The 21,793-nt window shown below is 43.2% G+C and carries 12 protein-coding genes and 1 tRNA gene; 6 read left to right on the plus strand and 7 right to left on the minus strand.

The features are described 5' to 3' along the window. Window positions 1-10: 10 nt before the first annotated feature. Window positions 11-1,381 carry a peptidylprolyl isomerase gene (locus QM738_RS06270; protein ID WP_462275822.1) on the minus strand — a complete coding sequence of 457 codons (1,371 nt, stop codon included), beginning with the start codon at window positions 1,379-1,381 and terminating at the stop codon, window positions 11-13. Between the two features lie 14 nt (window positions 1,382-1,395). Beyond that, window positions 1,396-2,835 carry a redoxin domain-containing protein gene (locus QM738_RS06275; RefSeq protein WP_462275823.1) on the minus strand — a complete coding sequence of 480 codons (1,440 nt, stop codon included), beginning with the start codon at window positions 2,833-2,835 and terminating at the stop codon, window positions 1,396-1,398. Between the two features lie 127 nt (window positions 2,836-2,962). Between QM738_RS06275 and rlmD the strand changes: the two genes are divergently transcribed. From rlmD to cysS, 5 genes are all read left to right on the plus strand, one after another. Next, a complete protein-coding gene (gene rlmD, locus QM738_RS06280) occupies window positions 2,963-4,384 on the plus strand; it encodes a 23S rRNA (uracil(1939)-C(5))-methyltransferase RlmD (RefSeq protein WP_462275824.1) in 1,422 nt (473 codons plus the stop codon). A 23-nt stretch (window positions 4,385-4,407) separates the two neighbouring features. Next, a complete protein-coding gene (locus tag QM738_RS06285) occupies window positions 4,408-5,055 on the plus strand; it encodes a rhomboid family intramembrane serine protease (RefSeq protein WP_462275825.1) in 648 nt (215 codons plus the stop codon). 57 nt (window positions 5,056-5,112) lie between these two features. Next, window positions 5,113-6,081: a rhomboid family intramembrane serine protease gene (locus QM738_RS06290; RefSeq protein WP_462275826.1), complete on the plus strand. Its 969-nt coding sequence runs from the start codon at window positions 5,113-5,115 to the stop codon at window positions 6,079-6,081. Window positions 6,082-6,146: 65 nt separating this feature from the next. Next, complete coding sequence (locus QM738_RS06295; protein WP_462275827.1) at window positions 6,147-7,271, plus strand: endonuclease/exonuclease/phosphatase family protein; 1,125 nt, start codon at window positions 6,147-6,149, stop codon at window positions 7,269-7,271. A 168-nt stretch (window positions 7,272-7,439) separates the two neighbouring features. After that, window positions 7,440-8,924 carry a cysteine--tRNA ligase gene (gene cysS / locus QM738_RS06300; protein ID WP_462275828.1) on the plus strand — a complete coding sequence of 495 codons (1,485 nt, stop codon included), beginning with the start codon at window positions 7,440-7,442 and terminating at the stop codon, window positions 8,922-8,924. Between the two features lie 68 nt (window positions 8,925-8,992). On the opposite strand, the gene QM738_RS06305 is transcribed toward cysS, so the two are convergent. After that, window positions 8,993-10,225: a LamG-like jellyroll fold domain-containing protein gene (locus tag QM738_RS06305; RefSeq protein ID WP_462275829.1), complete on the minus strand. Its 1,233-nt coding sequence runs from the start codon at window positions 10,223-10,225 to the stop codon at window positions 8,993-8,995. A 400-nt stretch (window positions 10,226-10,625) separates the two neighbouring features. On the opposite strand from QM738_RS06305, the gene QM738_RS06310 reads away from it, so the two are divergent. Next, window positions 10,626-10,699: transfer RNA gene (locus QM738_RS06310), tRNA-Ile, on the plus strand. A 523-nt stretch (window positions 10,700-11,222) separates the two neighbouring features. Here QM738_RS06310 and QM738_RS06315 read toward each other — a convergent pair. The 4 genes from QM738_RS06315 to QM738_RS06330 form a co-directional block, all read right to left on the minus strand. Next, window positions 11,223-14,798 (minus strand): ABC transporter permease, encoded by a 3,576-nt coding sequence (locus QM738_RS06315; RefSeq protein ID WP_462275830.1) that lies wholly within the window; start codon window positions 14,796-14,798, stop codon window positions 11,223-11,225. Window positions 14,799-15,144: 346 nt separating this feature from the next. After that, the gene (locus QM738_RS06320; protein WP_462275831.1) at window positions 15,145-17,232 is read right to left on the minus strand and encodes a sensor histidine kinase; all 2,088 of its coding nucleotides are present in this window, start codon (window positions 17,230-17,232) and stop codon (window positions 15,145-15,147) included. Between the two features lie 304 nt (window positions 17,233-17,536). Continuing rightward, complete coding sequence (locus QM738_RS06325; RefSeq protein ID WP_462275832.1) at window positions 17,537-19,483, minus strand: sigma 54-interacting transcriptional regulator; 1,947 nt, start codon at window positions 19,481-19,483, stop codon at window positions 17,537-17,539. Window positions 19,484-19,513: 30 nt separating this feature from the next. Continuing rightward, window positions 19,514-21,688, minus strand: a complete 2,175-nt coding sequence (locus QM738_RS06330) for a tetratricopeptide repeat-containing sensor histidine kinase (RefSeq protein ID WP_462275833.1) — start codon at window positions 21,686-21,688, stop codon at window positions 19,514-19,516. Window positions 21,689-21,793 lie beyond the last annotated feature (105 nt).

The following is a 21,793-nucleotide window of genomic DNA, read 5'->3' on the forward strand; positions in this document are numbered from 1 at the left end:
CAGGTGTGTTTTATAATAATCGATTCGATTTTAAAGTGATGAATTTTTGCAGCAATGCAGTATTGCTTTCTCCTTTATATATCTCGGGATTGGTTTTATATTCCCTTACAAAGTTCAGCCATTCTGCGCCCTTGATATTTTCTTTAGAAGAACTGAATATTATTTTATTACTTACCGGGAACTGCCTGGCACCATTCAATGCCGGATTAGCCACCACGCTGTCGGCATAGCGAAAAAGTTCGGCATCTTTTACTGCCACATTTCTTTTGTAGCCCACCAGTTTTTCTACTGAGCGGGTAAAAATATCTTTTGCAATGCTCACCCTGCTATCCTGCAATACTTTTTGTTTAAGATCGTACATATAAACCGCATCCGTCTTAACTGTCTGCACCGGTGTATTGCCCAATCTTTTTACAATATGAAAACCATACTGCGTTGGGAATGGCTTTGATATCTCTCCGTCTTTGGTAAGTTTAAATACTTCCTGCTCAAAGGTCTGTTCGTATTTGCCTACAGAAAATTCCGGCATCACACCACCGGTGGTATAGGTGAGTTTATCATCGCTGTATTTTTTAGCCAGCTCTTCAAAATCGGCACCAGCCTGCAATTGCTTATAAATTGAATCTGCCCTTTGTTCAATACTCCTGGAGTTGATACCAGCATCGCCACCAGGCGGTACGGCCAGTAATATTTGTGCTACTCTCCATTTACCCACCCCCTTTCTTTCTTCAATCACCTTAAAAACATGCCAGCCATTTTTAGCACGGTAAGGCTTACTCGCTTCACCAGCTTTTATACCATATATCAAATTCTCATATTCATAAGGAACAGAAAACACGGTGATGAAACCAAGGTCTGAATACCTGGCCGCCACAATATATTTGTTACCAACAGCAGCAGCCAGCGCATTGTAATCTTTATTGCCCGGTGTAAGGCCACTGTATATTTCCTGTATTGCCTTCGCTGCTTTTATGGTATCTGCAGGGGCTGCATTGGCATCCACCGGCACAAAAAAATGGATCACGTGCAGGTCTTTCTGGGCACGTACAAAAGCTTCGTTCACCAACTGGTTCAGCGCATCTTCGTTGTTAAGATAAGTTTCTTCTATCTGGCTGCGAAAATTCTGCAGGTCATTCTGCAACTGCGGTAATGTGTCCAGCTTGGCATCTTTGGCGGCTTTTACCTTTAATTTAAATTTCGTGTACAGTTCAAGGTAATCCTTCAGCGCCGTTTCTTTGTTATCGACAGCTGTTTTGTTTTTGTTGTAAGCTCTTAAAAACTCTTCCTTATCCACACTGCTGTTACCATAGGTAAAAAGTGTTTGGGAAAAAAGCAAAGAGCAATTAAAGGCGCATACAAACAGCAGGAAAATTCTTTTCATCAGTGGTTAAAGTTTTAAAGTTTGGTTTTCCATTTTACTTCAAGCAGGTCGTTCAGCTGAAAGATGGTAAGTTTTTTACCAATGATATTCTTGTTTTTATCCAGCAGGTATAGTGTAGGCGTTAAGGTTACATCGTATAGTTGCCTGAAGCTGGGTTTCTGCGCAGCAAAGTCTGCATCTTCCATGGCCTTGGTCTTATATACATTGGTCCATTCGCCCAGTTTATGCTCTTTAATGAACTTTACCCATTCCGGTTTTGAATTTTCCTTATCATCTGGAGTAAGTACCGCATATATCTTTACACCATGGCTTTTCCAGCTGGCCTGGTATATCGAATCCAGCCTCGGCACTTCTTCCTTACAATGGCCGCAATTAGGGTCCCAGAAACAAACAATGGTGTAATCAGCAGCCAGGTCGTACAGCGCCGCAGATTTGCCGGCACTGTCGATCATTTCCAGGTTGGCCGCTTTTTCACCGATCAGATTAGCCATCAGCATATAGGCCCTGCGGCTGATCGTTTCCATTTGTTTTTCGTTCAGCCAGCTGCTTACGCCCTTGCTGTGATATTTTTCAAAAAGGTGTACAAACACTGCATCCTGGCCCATATACTTCGGGTTAATGTATTCATCCGTAAACCAGTTCAGTAAAAACTTATACATTTCCGGGTTGCTTCTTGCCAGCAGCAATTTATAGTCGATATCCTTAATAAGGCTGTCAGAAGATTGCGGCATCACTTCGGTATAATAACGCTCCAGTCTTCTTAAAAAGAAAGGCGTGCGGATGATCCGCTCGTCCATAAAAGTCACTCCATCCCAGTAATGAGATTTATAGTAGTTGTAATTCTTTACCGAATCATCTTTTGTCTGCGGCATCAGTATCGGTACCACGGGGTCTTTCATTGCCTTCAGCAGCACTGCCATCATGGAGGTGGGCTGGGTTTTAATGATATTATCCCTGTAGGTGTTCAGCTCTGCATTGTACATGTTGTAATTCATCTCGTGCAGCAGCGAATCTGTTTTAGACATGGAAGTGGCATACGATTTTCTTTCACTTTCCAGCAGTACGCTTTTTTGCGCAACATATTTTTGATACTGCACATACAGGGCATTTTCTTTTGAACCTGTTACCACAGTTTTATTCATCAGGTCGGTGGTATCTACTTTTACGCTGATCCTTTGTTCTTTGTCGATCAAAAAATCGGTCCTTAAACGTTTACCGGGCAAAACAATCACGTAAATACCGCCGGGCAACTTGGTATTGCCTTTGAATACAGCGGTGCCTGTATTGCTCACTGCGGCAGAATCGGCCACATTTAAGTTGGCCCCCATATAGTAAGTAAGATAGGTGATGCCACTTTTAAACTGGGGCGCCTGTAACGTAACCTGGTAACCCTGCTGTGCCATTAAATGGCCGCCGGCAACTAATCCTGTAAGGAAAATGATAAGTTTTTTCATATTATTTAAGGATAGCAAATGTATTTAAAATCGGTGATTAAACAGTAACGGCCTATAGTTGCAAGTTTTAACAATTACAAATCGTTAACAAACCGATATTGACGATTAATAAGGTATTTTTGCTGCCGTGAAAAAGCAAAAAAGTAAAATAATACTGCAAAATGTGCTGGTGAGCGATTATGCTGCAGAAGGTAAGGCGCTGGCCAAACAGGATGGAAAAGTGATCTTTATTTCGGGTGCAGTACCGGGTGATGTGGCCGATATTTTCATTACCAAAAACAAAAAAGACTGGGCCGAAGGCAGGGTGCAGGAAATAAAGGAATACTCCAAAGAACGGGTACAGCCCTTTTGCAAACACTTTGGCGTATGCGGCGGCTGCAAATGGCAGATGCTGCCTTATAGCAAACAATTACAATATAAACAGCAGGAGGCAGAACAGAACCTGCGTCGCATTGGCAAAGTAGAACTGCCGCAGATACTCCCCATTGTGGGCGCCGATGCCGACCGCTATTACCGCAATAAACTGGAGTTCACCTTCAGCAATAAACGCTACCTGCTGCCCGAAGAGATCGGTACCGAAGATGCATCGGCAGATACTGCCGGCGCACTGGGTTACCATGCGCCCCGCATTTTTGATAAGATCATCAACATAGATGAGTGTTATTTGATGGATGATGTGAACAACCTCATCCGCAATACCGTGCGTGAATTTGCTTTGCAGAATGGTTATACCTTTTACGATATCCGCCAGCATACCGGCTGGCTACGCAATATTGTGATACGCAACTGCACTACCGGCGAACTGATGGTGAACATGGTGTTGAATTACGAAGATGAAGCGCCACGTAAAAAACTGCTCGATCATATTTTAAGCGCTGTGCCTTCCATTACCACGCTGCTGTATACCATCAATCCCAAATGGAACGACAGTATTTACGATCTTACCCCGCAGGTGTATCACGGTAAAGGCTATGCGCTGGAAAAATTATCCACCGGCAGCGAAGCATTTGTTTTTAAAGTATCGCCCAAATCATTCTTTCAAACCAATACTAAACAGGCGGAAAAACTATACAGCATCACGAGGGATTTTGCGGAACTAACCGGCAGCGAAACAGTGTACGACCTGTATTGCGGCACCGGCAGCATTGGCATTTTTGTAAGTAAGCTGGCTAAAAAGATCATTGGGGTGGAAGTGATAGAAGAAGCGATAGTGGATGCAAAGGAAAATGCAGCGCTGAACAATATCAACCATGCGGAATTTTTTGCAGGCGATGTAATAAAGATCTGCAACGATGATTTTTTTGCAAAGCACGGCAAACCGGATGTGGTAATTACCGACCCACCCAGGGCAGGCATGCACGATAAACTGGTGCACAAACTTTTAGAAATAGCGGCGCCTAAAATTGTGTATGTAAGCTGCAATACCGCCACACAGGCAAGGGATATAGCTTTGCTGGCCGAAAAATATACCGTGGAAAAGGTGCAACCCGTAGATATGTTCCCGCATACGCACCATATAGAGTGCGTGGCGCTTTTAAAACTCAAATAAATTTTTACAACTAACTTTATACAATGGCATATAACTCAGGCAACAGTTACCAGCGCATTACACCGATAGTGCTAAACTTGATCATCATAAATGTATTGGTTTGGCTGGCACAGGTGGTGATGGATAAATCCGACAGTTACTCTTTCTGGCTTACCAGTAAAATTGGTCTTTTTCCTTTGGATAGCGGGGAGTTCAAACCCTACCAGCTGGTAACCTATATGTTTGCGCATTCTTCTTATAGTATCACTGGCAATGTTGTTTTTTTTCATATCCTTTTCAACATGTATGCTTTGTGGATGTTTGGTACTGCACTGGAAAGAGTATGGGGCCCTAAACGTTTCCTTATATTTTACCTGGCCTGTGGATTGGCTGCAGGTATAACACAAATGTTTGTTGCAGATTCCATTACAGTGGGTGCATCAGGCGCAGTAATGGGCTTACTGGCAGGTTTTGCCTACCTGTTTCCCAATACCGAATTCTTTCTTTTTCCCGTTCCCTTCCCTATAAAAGCAAAATTTATGGTGGGTATTTATGCAGCCATCGACCTTTTTGGCGGCCTGCACCCCGGAAAAGCGGATAATGTAGCGCACTATGCCCACTTAAGCGGGCTGGTAATGGGCTTTATCATTGTCATTATCTGGAACAAGACCAATAAAAAAACTTTCTACTAACTCTTAACACGCTTTTGGACGAACTCTTAGTAAATTTACTGTATAAAATAGCTTTTCATGGGTGAGTCGGATCGGTACCAGGATTATAAAAGAACAACAACCCGCAGGTTTACAATCGGGCAACCGGGCAATGCGCTTTTTGCCTTGTTTGCCATTAATATCGTTTTCTTTTTCCTGATCCTTATTTCAAGGGTGTTTTATTTATACAGCCACCAGGGTATTGGCGAACAGGCGCCGGTATTTGATGCCATTGAATGGTTTGGTGTACCCTCCAACCTTACCGCATTGAGCGAAAGACCGTGGACGCTGATCACTTTTATGTTCTCGCAGGGCGGCCTGCAGGGCTTTCAGCTGATGCTGACCATGCTGAGCACCATGCTGTGGCTATGGGCATTCGGATATATACTGCAGGACCTTTCGGGCAATAAATATATTTTTCCCATTTACATTTACGCCAGTTGGCTGGGTGCGGTGGTTTTTATGCTGGTAATGTACCTGGTGCCGCCGTTAAGGCAATACAGTTACAATGGCTTTTTGTTTGGTGCACAAACCGGCACGGCGGGCCTTGCGGTGGCAGTTACCACTTTATCGCCCCAGTACCGCATATTCCGTAATATCGGCAATGGCATACCGGTATGGATATTGACCGCACTGTTCCTACTCATTAATTTTATTTACGCATTTTCGCTTACCAACGCCAATAGCTTTGCTATTTTGGGCGGCGCACTGGCGGGCTTTTTATATGTACTGCAGTTAAGAAGAGGAAAAGATGCGGGTGCATGGATGCTGAACCTGTACGACTGGATCACCAATCTTTTTAACCCCGATAAAAAAGTACCGCAACGCAATCCGGTAAAGGAAAAAGTATTTTATAACACCGGCAACCGCAAACCCTTCAATAAGGTACCTAATGTAACGCAGCAGCGCATTGATGAGATACTGGATAAAATAAGCCTGCAGGGTTATCATTTTCTCACCGACGAAGAAAAGAATATTTTAAAAAGAGCCAGCGAAGAAGATCTCTGATCCTGTTCATTATCTTTTAACAACTACAGTTTTACTGCAATAATGCAAAGAGTTATCTTTATGCAATGCCAGGCCTGTTTCGCAGAATAACAAAAAAATTCTTCATCATCAGCAACATCATTGTAGCGTTGTTGTTTTTGCTGGGCGCCTATGGTGGTAATTTCAATCCACAATACTGGTGGCCGCTGGGCTTTTTAACGCTGGCCTGCTTTTACCTGCTGCTGGCATTATTCCTTTTTATCCTGTTCTGGTTTTTTGTAAAGCCCAAATGGTCGCTTATTTCAATCATTGCCATGCTGCTGGCATTCAAGCCCATCATTCATATCATACCCTTACGGTTTACTGCTCCATTTGAAAAGCAAAAACAGGCCGAAAACCTGCGCATCATGAGCTGGAACGTGGAGCATTTTGATATACTGGAACATAAAACACATCCCGAAACAAAAACCGCCATGCTGGACCTTATTGCAGAATACCAGCCGGACATTGCCTGCTACCAGGAAATGGTGGGCAGCGACAGTATACCTGAAGCGATCAACTATATTCCCGACATGATGGAGAAAGCATCCTTTAAATACTATCATTATTCCTACAACCCAAAGGTGGATTTTGATGGCAAACATCATTTCGGCATCATCACTTTTTCAAAATACCCGATCATCAATAAACAAACCATCAGCTATTATCCCTACGATTACAATTCCATTTTTCAATACACTGATATTGTAAAGGACGGGGATACATTCCGAGTATTCAATATCCACCTGCAATCATTAAAGTTCAGTTCCAACAATCTTAAATTCATCGATAATCCTGAAATGAAAACGCAGGAAGATGTAAAGGAATCCAAAAAACTTCTCTATAAACTCAAGATCGGGTTCTTAAAAAGAATGACGCAATCTGAAAGGATCAAAGAAGAAATGAACAAAAGCCCTTACCCGGTAATTGTGTGCGGCGATTTTAATGATGTACCCAACAGTTATGCTTATAACACGATCGGTAAAGGATTGCAAAACGCTTTTGCAGAAAAAGGCCGTGGTATTGGCCGCACTTTCAGCAGTATTTCGCCCACCCTGCGCATTGATAATATTTTTGTGGCCCAACAATTTGAAGTGGAACAGTATGTAAGGATCAGTAAAAAGCTGAGTGATCATTTTCCGGTACTGACCGATGTGAAATTTAAAAAATAGCTGTATTTTTGTCATCGCAGATGAAAGTAATTGCCCCATATCATTTTTTGTGTTGCCCTTGCGGCATAGTATAATATCTTTGCGCCGTTACGGCCCGCTTTTCAGAATACAATCTTTTAAAATCGCAGCAAACCATACCATTGGTATATGCTGACCAAAATATCAATAATGGCATTAAAGATCTATAATACATTATCAAGGGAGAAGGAATTATTCACCCCCATTACACCCGGGTACGTGGGCATGTATGTGTGCGGACCCACTGTGTACAGCGATGTGCACCTGGGCAACTGCCGTACTTTTATTTCGTTCGATATCATCTACCGCTATCTTACTTATTTAGGCTATAAAGTGCGCTATGTGCGCAACATCACCGATGCCGGCCACCTGGAAGGCGACCGCGATGAAGGCGATGATAAATTCAGCAAAATGGCCAAACTGCAACAGGTGGAGCCAATGGAGATAGTACAGAAATACACGCTGGGTTTCCGGCACGTGATGCAGTTGCTGAACAACCTGCCACCTTCTATTGAACCTACTGCTACGGGCCATATTGCCGAGCAGATACAAATGACCCAACAGTTGCTGGACAATGGTTATGCCTATGAAGTGAACGGCACCATTTATTTTGACGTGGAGAAGTACAGTAAGGAACAGAATTATGGCATACTCACCAACAGGAAACTGGAAGATCTTTTAGAAGGCACCCGCGACCTGGACGGGCAGGATGAAAAACGTGGCCGCCTGGATTTTGCCTTATGGATAAAGGCCAAGCCCGAGCACCTGATGCAATGGCCCAGCCCCTGGGGTATGGGATTTCCCGGCTGGCATATTGAGTGCTCGGCCATGAGTAAAAAATACCTGGGCAAAAAGTTTGACATACACGGTGGTGGTATGGACCTGGCTGCCACCCATCATACCAACGAGATTGCCCAGAACCAGGGTTGCTATCATACAGGGCCTGCCAATTACTGGATGCATACCAACATGCTAACGGTGAACGGTACCCGCATGAGCAAAAGCCTGGGCAATGGCTTTTTACCGGAACAACTGTTTACCGGTAATCACCCTTTGCTGGAAAAAGCCTATGCACCCATGACGGTACGCTTTTTTATGCTGCAAACGCATTACAGGAGCACGCTCGATTTCAGCAACGAAGCATTACAGGCCAGCGAAAAGGGGCTTAAAAGATTGTGGGATGCTTTTGAGACCCTGAATAAACTCAGCAGCACCACCGAAAAAGCCGCCGATGCGGAGCTGGATGCTAAAGTAAATAAGCTGGTAGCCGATTTTGATGAGAATATGAACGATGATTTTAACACGGCTAAAGTACTGGCCAGTATGTTCGAGCTGGTGCCCATCATCAATTCTATAAAAGACGGCATTATAAAAGCCGATGCTATTGCAGCTTCAACGCTGGCACTGATGCAGCAAAAATTCAAAGCATACCTGGAAGACGTTTTTGGTTTGCAACAAACAGGCGCCGCCAATAACAATGCACTCAGCAGCGTAATGGAACTGTTGATAGATATCAGGAAAGAAGCAAAGGCTAAAAAAGATTTTGTAACCAGCGATAAGATCCGCAACCAACTGTCGGCAATAGGCATCAGCCTGAAAGATGAAAAAGATGGTGGCGTAAGCTGGTCGGCATAATAATATTGTTTTTAAAAAGAAAGAGCAGGTGTAGAACCTGCTCTTTTCTTTTACTTTGGAACAGGGTGTTATTGCTTGATGAAGGTTTTGGTTTGTTTAACGCCGTTTATATCTAGCGTAAACGCATAGGTGCCCGATGGTAAATTATTGACCGGTATGCTGGATGCGTTTACGCCCTCGCTCAATTGCAGCTTTTTGGTATACACTGTTTTGCCCGCAGCATCTGTGATGAGTATATTAGCCAGTTCTTTTTGTGTGGCAGGCAATTGCACCTGCAGTAAAGAAGCAACAGGGTTGGGGAATATTTCTATTGATACCAGCTGGCTGTTGTTTTTAACCACCACAGTGTTGCTGTAAGTAAAGCGGCTGTCGATATCCATTTGTTTTAAACGATAATAGTTAGTGCCTGCTGCCGGATTATTATCCATAAAGCTGTAACCTATCCTGGTGCTGGAATTACCGCTGGCAGTTACTTTACCAATAGCAGTAAAATCGGTGCCGTTGCTGCTTCTTTCAATTTCAAAATAAGCCGTGTGTTGTTCGCTGAAGGTTTCCCATTCCAGTTTATTACCTGCAGGGGTTTTAAGGGCACTAAAATCACCCATCGTTAATGGCAGGGTAAAGCCCACCAGCTGTGCTACTTCAGCGGCAGATAATGCCCTGTTGTAGCAGCGCAGCTCATCTATCTTGGTGCCGTTGGGCGCAGGGTTATAATTACCCCCCGTACCATTGTAATACATCTGGCCTAATACGGGTGGGTAAGGATAGGTAAGCGTTTGTGTGCCAATGGTGGTGGAACCCAACAGCACGCCATCGATATACAACTCCATTGTGCTGCCGTTTTTTACTGCACAAACCACCCTCCACTGGTTAAGCAAAGAAGCGGGTACGCCCACAGATGCGTTCCTGTAATTAAAGCGCACGGTATTATCTGCATTAAAATACCAGATACCGTAACCGCCATAGTTCAGGCAGTTATCCAGGAAGCCCTGGTTAATGGTAACATTGGTCATATAAAGGCCGAAACAAACAGAAAAATCGCCGGAAAAGTCCATATTGCCATTGTCAACAATACTTACGTAGGAAGTAGTGGTACCGCCAAACATTAAGGCCAGGTTGGCCGATCCTGAAGCATTGGTGCTGAAGGAGGTATTAGAACTGGTGGCGCTGAGTGTACCGGAACCGGAATTGCTGAGGTTATTATTGAACTTAAAATAACTTACCAGGCCGGTAACAGGCTGCGCCACTGCATAACTGCCCAGGAAAAAAAGAACCGCGAAAAGAAGTTTAAACTGCTTCATACTTGAATGTTTAGTTAGGTAAAACAATTAAGGGAAGGGGATGAACAGCTTTTCTACGGTGGATTTAGGCTGTAAAAATGCACTGCCCGGCTTTTTATAAACAGGGCGTTATGACGGCATTTGTACAGGGTGAAAACACCATGCTTAAAAAAATATAATATGATGAGGATCAGGTAGCAGCAGTCAGTTGGACGGATAATGATCTGTCCCGTTATAAGAGGTGTGTTACTGTATCTTTCTTAAACTGCTACTAAAACAAGCAAAAAATTAAACAGCTTTAACTATATTTGCAGCCTCAAACTAAAATTTGAGGCAATAGTTCTTGCAATCAACCATCCTTTAATTAACCAGTAGAGGATCTTTTAAAATAATTTCTTTTTGCTTGTAAGCAAAACAGAAAGGGCCTATAGCTCAGTTGGTTAGAGCACCTGACTCATAATCAGGGGGTCCCAGGATCGTGCCCTGGTGGGCCCACACAAAAAAGCAGTTATGATGATTCATAGCTGCTTTTTTTATGCTTTTAACCACAAAGACACGGAGGCACAAAGCTTACACGAAGATTATATAGTTTTTATTAATCACCAGCGGCCCTTCGCCGCCGTCTTGGTACTGAGCTTTGTCGAAGTATGACAAACGGCGTACGCACATGGTCTGACCTCCCGGTCTGACCATGTGATGCACTGCCGCCTTTGGCGGAAGCAACCGGAGCACAAATGCCTTTAACCACATAGGCACATAGCAAACATAGAGGTGCGGAGGAAAAAATATGAGAACTATAAATAAGATGCCGCTATCACAGCTTTTTAAAGCGTGCACAACCCGATGATGAAACAAAATGGCCTTAACTGCTTCCCGGTTAATAAACTCATAGCAAACCCTATGTATCCTATGTGCTCTATGTGCCTATGTGGTGTACTATTTGCTCCACATTGCTGCATCATGCACTACATGGTCAGACCGGGGGTCAGACCATGTGCTGCAAACGGTAACTTTTACGCTATTCAGTGCGCAAACTATTCACAGGGTTGGTCAACGCAGCCCTGATGGATTGAAAGCTGAGTGTTATCATTGCAATGACCAGGGCAGCAATGCCCGCAGCTGCAAACATCCACCAGCTGATAGCAATACGGTACGCAAAGCTTTGCAACCATTGCTGCGCCATCCACCAGCTGAAAGGAGTTATGATAAGCACCGACAAAAGCACCAGTCGTATAAAATCCCTGCTCAGCAAAAGTGTAAGCTGCAGTACACTGGCGCCTAATACTTTTCTTATACCTACTTCCTTGGTGCGCTTACGGGTAAAGAAAGCGGTCAATGCAAATAATCCCATTACGGAGATCAGGATGGCAACGGATCCAAAAAACGTAATGATCTTTTCCAGCCGTACATAAGAAATAAACAATTGCTCAAAATTCTGATCAACAAAAGAATAGCGGAAAGGGAAAGCTGGTTCTATTTTTTTCCAGGCCTGCGTAATGCCCGCAATGGATTGCTGCGCATGGCTGCTTTCTAATTTAACTACAATAGCACGGCTGAACTGCATCATACAGGCCTGGTTGCCGACGGTAAATACTTCGGGTTGTACGGCGGTCTCAAATCCCTGGGTATTAAAATCCTGTACTACACCAATTATCCGGATGGGTATGCTGTCGCATCCGCGGAAAGAGAGCTCCTGGCCTACAGGGTCGGGCAGGCCTAATTCCCTGGCAGCAGATTCGTTGATGATCGCCGTACGTGTTTGTTGATCCTGCACATCACCGGTAAAAGACCTTCCTTTTTTTAGCGGCACCCGCAGCGTTTGAAAATAATCGGCGCTCACTTTAACCCACGACATGCGATGGGATTGACCATTATTAGTGAAAGAAAAAGTGGCAGTATCAGCAAAGGAATTGTCGCCGGGTACCTTGGTTGTTTTGGCAACACTTAGTACACCCGGCACCGATAGTAATGCGCTGCGGGTATTATCAAAATTCTGCTCCCGTGTTTCCTGCCGGCTTGGTATGCGTATCAGCTGTTCATCAGAAAATCCCTTGTCTTTGGCCTGCATAAAGCTCAACTGGCTTTTGATAACAATAATGCCGGTAATAAAAAATACAGATACCATGAACTGGACCACGATGAGGCTGTTGCGGAAAAACTTTCCTTTGCTGCCCGTTGAGTAATCACCCTTGAGCACTTTTACAGCGTTGAATTTTGACAGGTACAGCGCCGGGTAAGATCCCGAAAGCAGGATGGTGAGCAATAAGCAGCCCGCTAACTGAAGGGCCGTCTTCCACATTTGGTTTTTTTGCAGAAATCCAAGATGGATATTGAAGAATTGGTTGATATAAGGAAGTATAAAAGCCAGGAGGCCAACTGCCAGCACCAGGCTCACCAGGCATTGCAAGGCTGCTTCCAGCATGAATTGCAGGATCAGTTGTTTTCTGCCCGACCCCATCAGTTTATGTATTCCCACCTCCTTGGCCCTGGTAATGGATTGGGCAATACTCAGGTTACTGAAATTAATCACCCCTGCCAGCAGCAGCAGCATGGCCAGCAGCAACAAAACGGTTACGGTAGGATAATTACTGCTGCCGTGTTTCGGGAAATTATGGATTTGCGGCACGTTTTCAATGTACAGGTTGGTTTTTGCACCGCTTTTGGTATAGTTTTCAAAAGATGTTCCTTCGTCCTTCAGGCGCTCATTGAAATAGAGCCGGTTGATAGATGTCTCGATAACAGTATCGTTTCCCGGCTGCCTGAGCCGGATATAGGTTTGGCTGGAATAATTGTCCCAGGTAGCTGCACGGCGGCCAAAGGCATCATGGATCAGCATGTCAACCGGCAGATGGGTGGCGCCCGGCTGATCTTCCAGTATGCCTGTTACCACCAGGTCGGTGCGGTCATTTAACCGGATGGTTTTGCCAAGCGGGTCAGCTTTTCCGAATAGTTTTCTTCCCAGGTCCCGTGTAAGGATGGTTGTTTGGGGGTCGTTCAGTGCAGTAGCTGTGTTGCCAACCGCAAGTTTATAGGGGAATACTTTTAAGAAATTGGAGTCTACGGAAACAATGTTTTTCTGGTATATTTTGTTTTCACCGGCAGTCAGCAGCGATTCATTGTCGCCTCCCGATTGCAGGCTGGTAGCGGCTTCGGCATTCGGGTATTGCTGCGCCAGGAAACCGGCGAGTGCCGCCGGCGTGGTTTTTAAATAATCCCCATCCTGGCGTAATGAAACGCGGTACACTTTATCCAGCCCGGGATGCCATTTGTCGTAGCCCAATTCATAGTTCATGTACAGCAGGATAACGATAAAACTGCACAAGCCGGCAGCCAGCCCGGTCATGTTAACAGCACTGAAAGAAATGCCCCGCAGGATGTTTCGCCATGCGGTTTTAAAATAAATGTGCAACATAGTCATTCGGTTGAGTTTTTCAGGAGACTGCGTAACTGCAGTTTCCCGGTGTAAAACTACCGGCCTGGCTATTGTTTGGCCTTCAGAAGAAGGTACCATATTAGAAAATGGTCGCTCTTTTTTTAAATAAGCTTTGTATTCCACGGGGCTCTTCCCCGTCATTTGCCTGAATACCCTGTTAAAAGTGGTTTTTGAATTGAAACCGGATTCAAATGCAATACCCAGCAGGGTCATCCGGTCATAAGCCGGGTCATCCATTTTACGCACTACTTCCCGGATGCGGAATTCGTTGATGAAATCAGTGAAGTTTTTTTTGAGTGCTATGTTGATGATCCGGGATAATTCATGGGATGGCATACCCAGCTGTTCTGCCAATGAGCTCACGTTTAGCTCGGGGTCCAGGTAATATTGGCCTTCCTGCATGGTTTTTTTCAATGCTGCACCCTTTTGCTTCAATTCCGCCGGAATGGTAGACTTAGGTGAAGAAAAGTTTGAGGGGGGCATATCAACCTGTGTTCTTTGTTGAACCACTGCCGCCAGCCAGATCACCATTCCTGCTAAAAAAAGATACAAGGGATAATAAGCCTGGATGCTTAACTGGTGATAATAAAAATAACCGGCCATTATATATGGCACCCACAATAACCATAGCCAACCGAAACGTTTCAGTAAACGCTGCAACCACAGGAACTGGTAACGGTACCGGTCAATGCCCGTAAATGTTAGTTGCCGGTAAAATTGTTCTATCAGCCGGTAACACAGGTACAGATAGATGCTGACAGAAAGAAAAGCTAATAATGCTGTTACCGGGTTCCATTTCATAAAAATCACTAGCACCTGTTGCAGTAAAACGGGCATGAAATGAAGCAGGTCTTTCTGCTGAAATGTATTCTCCGGGCGGACGGTTTTACGTACAAAAAAATAGATAAAAGGGCCTACGCCGACCAACCATTGCGTTGGCAATTGGGCCCATCCGGGCAGGTGGTTTTCCGGGCGAAAGTCAATCAGCAATATCCACACCATACATAAGGCCATAGCCACCAAGGCAAGGGCAAGCAAGCGATTTGCTGGGGTGTTGGCGTTTTTGGTAAACCATAGCTGTAAAGCAAAAGTGAGCCCTACAAACAGTGCTGCAAAGCAGGCGGCGTTATAAACTGTTATCTGGAATGTATAGTGTTCCATGTATATTTAAATCATCCGGTTATTAAGTGATTGCGTTTCTCCATCCTTTCGCAGGTAACCTAAACAATACAAGCTCCGGCATTGAAGCAGCCGGTATCTTATACTTCCTGCAAATATTACGAAATTTTTCGTATAATGAGCTTCGGGCAGTAACAAATTCAAAATTGATTGAACTGTTTGTCTATGTTCTCTATGTGCCTATGTGGTGTACTATCCGCTCCATATTGCTGCATCATCAACTACATGGTCAGACCCGGGGTCAGACCATGTACCTCCGCTTCTTTTATTCACTTTTGAAGCAAACGTAGTAGGCAGCATATTCAAAGTGATATAATATTTACAACGATCAGGTTTCAGCAACAAGGTTATCATGGGGTATTGTAATGCTTATTGCTGTACCTTTTTTTCCTGATTCGATAGCAAGTTTTCCCTGTACCTGGTTTACCCTGTTTTCTATCGATTTTAGCCCGATACCTTTTTTTACAGTTCCTGTATCAAATCCTTTTCCATTATCATTGATGTCTAAAACAAAGCCCGAAGTATCTTCATACACAAGTATTTCAACCAGGCTTGCCTTGGCATGTTTTAGAATATTTGCCAAAGCTTCTTTTATAATGTACAAGATCTCTATTTTAATATTCAGCGGTAATAACTGCAATGCGTAATCATCTATAGTAATGTTCTTTTGGTATTTATCATCCGGAAGTCCGCTATCGATTAATAATTCTATCTTTTTTTTGAAGGATGAATCTAATTCCTCCATGGAAGTATTGTACCATGCGTGGCTTTTATTCCGGATCTTTTCATAAAGATCGATCGTATACTTATTGATCTCGCCCAAGCTTTTTTTAACTTCAGTTTCCTGTGTTTTTAACAGCTCGAATTCAATCCTTGATTTTAAAAATGCAAGATCTCCCACCAGGCTGTCGTGCAATTCCATACCCAATCGCTTTTGTTCTTCCTGCTTGGCCATCGTATTTTTATCTTCCAGTTCGGCAACCTGTATTTGAATGGCAACATTCAACCGGTCTATCTTATTTTGAGCCTCTTGCTCTGCAATTTTATTTTTCAGCTTCACCCTGCGATAGCTGTTATACAGCAGGGAAACAATCACAAGTAAGAACAGCAATGAAAGAGCCGTAGCAAACAGGGCAAAGTTTCTTTCTTTTATTTTGATGGCATTGTCTTTTTCCAGCTCCTGTACTTTTATTTCTTTTTTTGCGAAATTATATTTCTGCGTTGCTTCAAATATTTTTCCCTGGTTCGATATAAAGTCTAAAGTGTCGCTTACAGATTGGTGAATGGCAAGAAAATAGTAGGCTTTTTGCCAGTTACCATTGGCTTTATAAAAACCCTGCAATAGCTGGGTGGTACTGTATAAAAAAGGAAGCCTTAACCGGATAACAGCTTCGTCTTTACCAGGCGAATCAATGATCTCCTGTATTGGTTTTTCTAATAATTGAACCCCTTCATTTTGTTTGCCCATCTGGTACAGGCTTAGTGCTTTGTATTTTGTAACTACAAGCGCTATATAATCATTGATAGATATTTTTACCTGGTTGCTTTTTTTAAGAAAGGTATCGCAGCGCTCTATTGCCACCGGGTATTGTTTCCTGCTATAGGCTTCAATAATTGGGTATACTATAAAAAAGGGCCGGTTAATTTTTTTGCTTTGACCAAATGAAATAATATCCCGTAGTTTTTTTAAATAGGCAGTATCATTGGTTTGTTCAAACAGGGTAAAAGTCTGCATATACTTTACACCTACAGATTCACTATATGCTTTCGCATATTCCTCTGGCCTGTTTTTTAAAATGTCGTAATAGTAAAAACTGCTGTCTATAAATTGTATCGTAGTTTCCGACAAATTGATAGTGGAATAGGTAACTGCCAAAGCATAAAAAAGTAATCCCGTGCCAAAGGTGTCTTTAACAGCTTTGGCTTCATCAAGACATTTATTAATAAAATTAACCGCTTCTTCCTGCCTTCTCAGCTTTGATAAAAGTGCGCCTTTTAACCGTTGATGGCCTACTTTTAGTACTTTGGTGGTGTCATACTTACTGGCTAATTCCAGCATTTCATCAGTGTAAGAAAGGCTTTTTTGATAATCGCCAATAAGATTATAATAGGCAGTAAGGCGGATGCCGATTGCTATTTTTGCATGAGGATTTTTTTCTGCTTTAAAATCAATACAAAGCAAACCGGCGATAGAGTCATACACCGGGATGAATTCTTTGGGGATAGTATTACTGGAGCGGAAATTATTGATTACCGTTATTTTTTCCTTTACAGATAATATTTTTTTGCCGGAAAGAGCAGTGCCGGCTTCCTTGGGTAAGGATGACAGAAACTCATTACTTAATTGGGCATTTACATTTGCCAGGCTAAGAATAAATGAGGTGGATAGCAGAATACATATTATTCTTTTGCGCATATAATAATAGCATTAGCTCTAGTAAATTAGAAATTATTTTTCAATAATAAAATAGCGTTCAATACCCGGATCAGGTATTTGCTGTGCTGGCTGAGATAGAAGGTTGCGGGTATGGAAATGTTCAAGGGTCGTGCCTAGGTGGGCCATAAAAAAGCAGCTATGATTAAACTCCACTGGCGCCAGTCTTCTTGCGAAGCAAGGCGACTGGTGTCTATTAATTCCAGCGGTTTGTAACCGCCGCACGCACTTCAACTTCCGGCACACATGGTCAGACCCGGGGTCAGGCCATGTACTTCCGCTTCTTTTATTCACTGAACGTTCTCTTAATACCCAGTTTCTTCATTTTAGATGCCAGCGTGGTAGGTGGAATATTCAATATGGCTGCTGCACCGCCGGCGCCCCATATTTTTCCATTGGCTTTTTTTAATACCGACAATATGTGATGCCGTTCGTTCTCTTCCATAGTTTTTGTGGGTGCTTCTAAAGGCAGCTCATCTGTCAGCAAATGATCGAACAGGGGCAGGTTCACGTCTTCAATCATATTGCCTTTGGATAGCAGTACACTGCGCTCTATTAAATGCTCCAGTTCCCTGATATTGCCCGGCCAGCTGTACGCCGCAAATTTTTGTGCCACTTTTTCGGAAATGCCGGTAATTCTTTTGCCCGCTTTTCGGTTAAACTGTTCAATAAAGTAGGTTGTTAAGGCAGCTATATCGTCTCTCCGTTCCCGTAATGGTGGTAGTAGTATAGGAAAAACATTGAGCCTGTAGTAAAGGTCCAGGCGGAATTTACCCGTGGCCACTTCTTTTTCAAGGTTGCGGTTGGTGGCTGCAATAATGCGGATGTTTAATTTTATCGTGGTGGCTGCACCCAGTCTTTCTATTTCTTTTTCCTGCAACACCCGCAACAGTTTTACCTGCATTTCTAAAGGCAGCTCACCCACTTCATCTAAAAATATGGTGCCGGTATGGGCCTGTTCAAACTTACCCGTTTTTTTCTCCAGGGCGCCGGTAAAAGCCCCTTTTTCGTGCCCAAACAATTCGGATTCTATTAAGGAGGGCGGCAATGCTGCGCAATTTATTTTAATGAACGGCCTGCCTTTCCGTAAGGAGCGGTTGTGGATGCAATCGGCGATCTTTTCTTTACCGGTACCGCTTTCTCCCAACAGCAATACGGAAGTGTCGGTTGCTGCCACCTGGTTTATCAGGTCCATTACATTCAGCATTGCAAAACTATTGCCGATGATATTATTGAAAGCCGGTTGAGCTGCCGCAGCATTTTCTTTTAATGCAAGATTAGGTTTTTCGATGGTGGAGAAAATATTATCCTGCTCTTCGATAGAAACACTGTTCATGATAGCAGCCAAAGGTTGCTGGAACCTGAAGAGCCAGTCCATTTTTTCTGCATTATATCCATCCGGTATCTTTCTGAAAAAACTAAGCGTGAAAATATTATTACCCGATGATAAAAAAGGAAATACAAGATTAGAAGCCAGGTCGAATTTTTTTGCAAAGAGTTTTTTCATGGGATGCATCATTGCTACCTGTTTAAAATCATCCCCATTATAATATCCTGCTGCCGGATCATCTTTGGTTTGCTGCAGCAGTGCTTTTATGTTGGCAGCTGTTAAACCCGATATCATGGAAAGCTCCGGTATGCCGATGGCCTGGTATTCTTCAAAGCCGGTGCGTACAAAAGCAAAGCCTGCTAAATGATCCTGCTGCAGTTGCCTGAACTTTACTGCCAGCACATCGAAAGGAACATAACGTTGCAGTGTTTTGGCCATGCTTACCAGTTTGTGTATCCAGTCTCCACCCGCCTGCTGGATATTGTTCAGCTCTTTCTGCGTCTGCATTTCTATTCGCCACCTGGCGTCCTGGCTTTGTTCGTGCCGGTACTCTGCAATTTCTAAAGTGATCAGCAGGTCTTTTTCGCGAAAAGGTTTTACCAAAAAGCCATAAGGCTGTGTGGCTTTGGCCGCCGTTAATACGTCTTCGTTGGAGTTTGCGGATAAATAAATAAAAGCAATATGCTCTTCTTTTAATTCTTTGGCAAGATCAACGCCGGTAAGTTTTCCCGACAAAAAAATATCCAGTAACACCAGGCTGGGCCTTTCTTTACTGATCATTTCTTTTGCGGTGGTTACAGAGCGGGCAATACCGGTAACAGTATAGCCGGCTTTTTCCAGCATAGAGCGCAGGTAATTGGCTTCTACAAACTGGTCTTCCACTATCAGTACACTTTTTTTCATGATCAGGTTATTTCAGGTATATGAACAGGTTTAAACAGAACGGTTCTCAATAATGAACGGGTCGTATAAAAATAAAATATTTATCACGGTACCATGGTCGTTTTTTATAGAAAAGCTGCCATGCATATCTTCACTCAATCCTTTCATCAGGCTCATACCCATAGTGCCGCTTTTTTCAACATCCAGGCCTGCCGGTAATCCTTTACCATTATCTGCAATGCAAAGCTGGTATTGATGGTCTGTAATATGTTTTAGCGAAACAGAAATTATACCATTGCTGTTTGACGGGAACGCATATTTTATAGCATTGGTAATGGCTTCGTTCAATATCAGCCCCAGTGGTAAAGTGTGTGAAAGCCGGAACTGCAGGTCATCAGTATCCAACCGGAACTGGATGCGTTGCCCGGTATCAAAACTATGTTTCAGGTAATTGACCAGTTCGTGTATATATGCAGGCATATCGATGGTGGAAAGATCATTGCTCTGGAATAATTTTTCGTGGATGAGCGACATGGTTTGAATACGGTGCTGGCTTTCATTGATGGCCAATAAAGCTTCTTCAGATTTCAGGTAACCCGATTGTGTATGCAGCAAACCGATAATGGTGTGCAGGTTATTTTTTACCCGGTGATGGATTTCTTTTACCAGCCAGTCTTTTTCTTTCAGCAGGTGCTGCAGTGAATCATTCTGTGCCTGTATCTCTTTTTGCTGCAACTGCAGTTTTTTATTGGCCTGCCGCCTGATACGGGCAGTATTGATAAGCAACCCTGTAATAACGAATAATAATATTGCAACACCCAGTATCCAGTTACGGGTTTGATTAGCCTGCAGTAATTTACCCTGCTGCACCGTACTTTCTTTTTCCAGCGATTTAATATTGTTGTCTTTTTTCTCCGATTCGTACTTAATCATCAGTTCATTGATCTGCCTGCTTTTTGCTTCATTAAAAATGGTATCATTCAGGCCTTTGTACAATTGATAATATTTTATGGCCGAAAGCAGTTTACCATTGGCAGAATCTATCCGGAACCTTAACAGGTAATAATCTTTATATTCCGGCAATGATACGGGACTGTAAGAAGGATTTTCAAGGTATGATTGCGCCTTTGTGTATTGATCCAGGTCGGCGTAGAATTTAGCAATATCATAGCGGGCAATATACAATATCTCGTTTTGCGTTTCGCCCTGGTTGAACTCATTCAGCATCTCAATGAATTTGGGTTCAGCCAGTTTATATTCTTTTAATGCAGTATAGCAATAAGCGAAGCTTTGTGCTAAGGATCCCTTTTCGGCATGTGCTAAAGGAGGTTTTCTTTTTGCTAATTGTTGCAACAGCAAAAGGGCTTCTTTTTCTTTTTTTGCGATGATCATTTGCACTACCATCATCGAAGTGGTTCTGTAGAGTATATATCTTGAAAAACCAAGACGCTCTCTTTCATCAATACATTTTTTGTACCATACCACACTCTGCTCTGCATCACCCAGTCCCTGGTATATCTCGGCAAGCTCTCCATAAAAAATCGACAGGGCTTTTTTGTTCGTAGACAGTGGAATATATTTTATCATTTCCAGTGCATATTCCAGCGCCTTATTTAAGCTGCCGGAATACCTGTTTTGCCGCGCCAGCAAATAATAGATATAGGAGAAGTTCTCAAAATTATTGGCGTTGGCCTGTGCGATCAATTGTTGCACTATTTCTTCGGAAGCAGCCTTCATGTTGATCGATGCCAGGTAATTCATTTTATCAAACATCGCTTCGGCCTTTTCATCAAAGCTTTTTTCCTGCTCAAAAAGAGCGGCGGCCCTGTCAAAAAAGGCAGGTATTTCCGAAACATCAAACTGGCCATAGCTATACCAGCAGTCTTTTCCCATCCTGCGCCATGCCCTCGCTTCTTTTAATCGCTGGCGGCTATTGTGATAACCGGCGATCACCTGGCGGAAAATTTTTTTTCCTGTAGCAGTATCATTACTCCACAAATAGGCTTGTGCAAGCAGGCTAAGGCTTTCGTTGGTGATATCGGTATTGTTGCGATTTGCAGAATCTACTAAATAAATAGCCTTTCGCAGGTAATAGAAAGCACTGTCAAGTGTTTTGGTGTCATAATACTTGAAATAAAAAGAGCTTAAAAAATTGTAAGTGAACTGGCGGTTACTATCGCTCAGGTTTTGTTTTAATGCATTCAGTGCATCCTGCTTTGTTTCCATCTTTGGTGGTTGGCCTAGGCAGATTGTTACCAGTGTGCAGAAAAAATACAATAAGATCAGTTTACGAATCATCTATCCATTTCTAGTTTGGTATAATAAAAACAA

Origin of the sequence: Ferruginibacter sp. (genome assembly GCF_049840995.1) — a bacterium.
Lineage (GTDB): Bacteria > Bacteroidota > Bacteroidia > Chitinophagales > Chitinophagaceae > Ferruginibacter.